Origin of the sequence: uncultured Eubacterium sp., assembly GCF_934295145.1 — a bacterium.
In the GTDB taxonomy this organism is placed as follows: domain Bacteria; phylum Bacillota; class Clostridia; order Lachnospirales; family Lachnospiraceae; genus Eubacterium_I.
In genome coordinates, this window is the sequence record NZ_CAKRAS010000106.1 from 1 (window position 1) to 3,228 (window position 3,228).

General features: G+C 42.1%; 2 protein-coding genes. One reads left to right on the forward strand and one right to left on the reverse strand.

What is annotated here, in order from left to right; genetic code table 11:
* Positions 1–223 precede the first annotated feature (223 nt).
* Entirely contained in the window at positions 224–1,276 is a 1,053-nt protein-coding gene (locus Q0I54_RS13160; RefSeq protein WP_367270863.1) for an NAD(P)H-dependent flavin oxidoreductase, read from the reverse strand.
* A 516-nt stretch (positions 1,277–1,792) separates the two neighbouring features.
* Between Q0I54_RS13160 and Q0I54_RS13165 the strand changes: the two genes are divergently transcribed.
* A complete protein-coding gene (locus Q0I54_RS13165) occupies positions 1,793–3,154 on the forward strand; it encodes an MATE family efflux transporter (RefSeq protein WP_296119320.1) in 1,362 nt (453 codons plus the stop codon).
* Positions 3,155–3,228 lie beyond the last annotated feature (74 nt).

Sequence of the window (3,228 nt, forward strand, 5' to 3'; positions counted from 1 at the left end):
GTAAATGGAACAAAGCAGAAACGAACTCCAACGAAAGAACCATTGTAAAATTTTCGTTGTGACCGCTGCGTCTAGCCCGACCGCGGGAGTGTGTCTGAGCACGCCGGTTTTGCGGGCGAGTTCGCGGGAGCGGTCGGAATAAGCGACGCAGTGGTCACAGAAAATTTTTCAGGTTCTTGTTGGAGTTCGTTTCTGCTTGTTCCAAATTACCCTAAACAAGAATTTACACTGTGAGTTCCTGCATGAGTTTTGCTACAGTGGTGATTTCATGAATTTCTCCAACCCGGGAACCGCAGAAAATCAGTCCATTATCCAGGTCACCTATAACAGCATTGATCAGCGCCTGTGTGATACAGTAAGGCGCAGTAGCCGGATTGCAGGCCTTCAGACAATTAAAACAATGGGAGATCTTATCTGGTGCAGCCAGCATCCGCTTGATAAAAGCATTTTTGATGGCGCGTCCCGGCATTCCAACCGGACTTTTGATAATAATGACATCTTCTTCAGAGGCATTTACATAAGCTTGCTTGTAAGCGTCGCTGGCATCGCATTCTTCGGTTGCTACGAAGCGTGTGGCTGCCTGAATACCATCTGCGCCCAATTCCATGACATGTGCTGCATCTTCCGCGGTAAATATGCCTCCAGCGACAAATACCGGGATGGTAGTCTCATATTTCTCTTCGTAAGTTTGCTTTAATTCAATAATATTTCGAATTTCAGTGTCGTAATCCAGCGCAGGAATATCATCTAATTGCTCTCTGGAAAAACCAAGATGTCCACCGGCCAGTGGCCCTTCAATGACCAGAAAATCAGCGGTACGGTGATATTTTCTATCCCAGAATTTCAAAATAACATTTGCAGATTTTGTACTGGATACGATAGGCGCTAATGCCACATCATATCCTTCTGCAAATTTTGGAAGTTCTGTCGGCAGTCCGGCACCGGAAATAATCGCGTCCACGCCTGCAGAACAGGCAGTTTTGACATAGGTTTCATATAACTGGGTAACAGCCATGATGTTGACAGCGACCATACCATTCCCGCCAGCAATTTCTTTTGCTTTTTTTATCTGCTCCGGTAATACTCTTAAATTCGTTTCCTCAGGATGTCTGGAAAAGTCAGGATCGTCATAGCCAATCTGTGCAGTAGAGAGGACACCCATGCCGCCCTCTTTCGCAACAGCACCCGCCAGACGGCAACGGCTGACACCGATTCCCATGCCTCCTTGAATGATCGGGAGTTTCAATAACTTATCTTTCAGATGCAGTGATTTCATTAATTTCATAGTACGGTTCTCGCTTTCTATAATTAATTTAAAAAAATGTTCATGTCGATGCGTTCATGAGCAAGTAGTGAAAGCGGATTGCGAATGTCCGCTTTACATAGAAATTTTCGACATGTTATATGTTTTATAATTTGACATTTAAAATATTTGAAAATCAAAATAATATTACATCAGAAAAATAGGCAAGTCAATATAAAAAGTGTGAAAAACGATTACAAGTAGTATTTGATACCATGTATAGTTTTACAATAATCTCAGGAAGAACAAGATGCGTTACGTTGCATGAGATAAATGATCCGTGAAGGCGTACATCAACATTTGTCATACATACTTGCTATTTTATCTGAAATAGTATACGATACCATACAGCTTTATAGGAAATAAAATATATGCCACAGAATTTTGATATGACAATTTTGCTGCTAATGGAGAGTATGCAAAATTGCTCTGGATGAGTACCGAAAATCTGCTGGCAGATGTATTGGAAAGAGAGGATATCAGGATAGCATGGAACAGGATAAGACGTTTCTGGGGACAGAACCGATAGGAAAATTATTAATTAAACTGGCAGTTCCAACGGTAATCGCGCAGCTTGTAAATATGTTCTATAACATCATAGACCGTGTGTATATCGGGCATATTCCAGGGGAAGGAAGCATGGCACTGACGGGCGTGGGAGTCTGTATGCCATTGATTTTGATCATTGCAGCATTTGCGGCACTGGTAGGTTCCGGTGGTTCTCCCCGGGCTTCTATTTACATGGGAAAAGGAGACCATGATACGGCAGAAAAAATTCTGACCGGATGTCTAAGCCTTCAAATTATTGTTTCGATTGTTCTGACTGTGATTTTGCTGATCTGGAGCAAAGATCTGCTGTTGATGTTTGGCGCCAGTGACAATACAATTACTTATGCCACCGCATACATGAATATTTATGCGATTGGTACAATTTTTGTACAGATCACCCTCGGCATGAATACATTTATTACAGCCCAGGGAAAAGCAACCACTGGTATGATGACGGTTTTGATCGGAGCTGTTGCAAATATTATTCTGGATCCGATTTTTATTTTCGGTATGCATATGGGTGTGCGTGGTGCGGCACTGGCTACTGTTATTTCACAGGGAATTTCCTGTATTTGGGTACTAACATTCTTATCTGGAAAAAAGACACTGCTTCAGATCAAAAAATCAAACATTTTTCCGGGATTACGGTTGGTTCCTCCGTGTGTGGCACTGGGAGCATCCATGTTCGTCATGCAGGCCAGCGAGAGTGTGATTTCCGTCTGCTTCAATTCCTCTCTGTTAAAATACGGTGGGGACATTGCGGTAGGAGCTATGACGATCCTTACCAGCGTCATGCAGTTTGCCATGTTGCCGTTGCAGGGAATCGCGCAAGGTGCGCAGCCAATTACGAGTTATAATTATGGGGCAAAAAAAGTGGATCGTGTAAAGAAAAGTTATAAAATCCTGCTTTGTGTCTGCGTCATTTATTCAGTAGTATTGTGGGCGATTATAATGGTATTTCCGCAAGTGTTTGCGAAACTGTTTACCACTGATGCAGATTTAATAGATTTCACTGCTAAGGCACTTCGAATCTATTGCCGTGTATTATTTGTATTTGGTATACAGATTGCCTGCCAAATGACATTTGTATCCATTGGAAATGCGCCGTGTTCTATTATTGTGGCGATTCTGCGTAAGTTTATATTGTTAATTCCGCTGATCTATATTCTGCCACGTTTTATGGAAAACAAAACCAATGCGGTATATATGGCAGAACCAGTAGCAGATGTCATAGCGGTGAGCTGCACATTAATACTGTTTTTGATCCAGTTTAGGAAATCTTTGCAGAAATTGGCTCCGTAAATTCTTGTTTAGGGTAATTTGGAACAAGCAGAAACGAACTCCAACAAGAACCTGAAAAATTTTCTGTGACCACT

What these genes read in the sequence shown, in the direction of transcription:
- Q0I54_RS13160 (WP_367270863.1), bottom strand. Translation starts at nt 1,276, where the DNA reads ATGAAATCACTGCATCTGAAAGATAAGTTATTGAAACTCCCGATCATT.
- Q0I54_RS13165 (WP_296119320.1), top strand. Translation starts at nt 1,793, where the DNA reads ATGGAACAGGATAAGACGTTTCTGGGGACAGAACCGATAGGAAAATTA.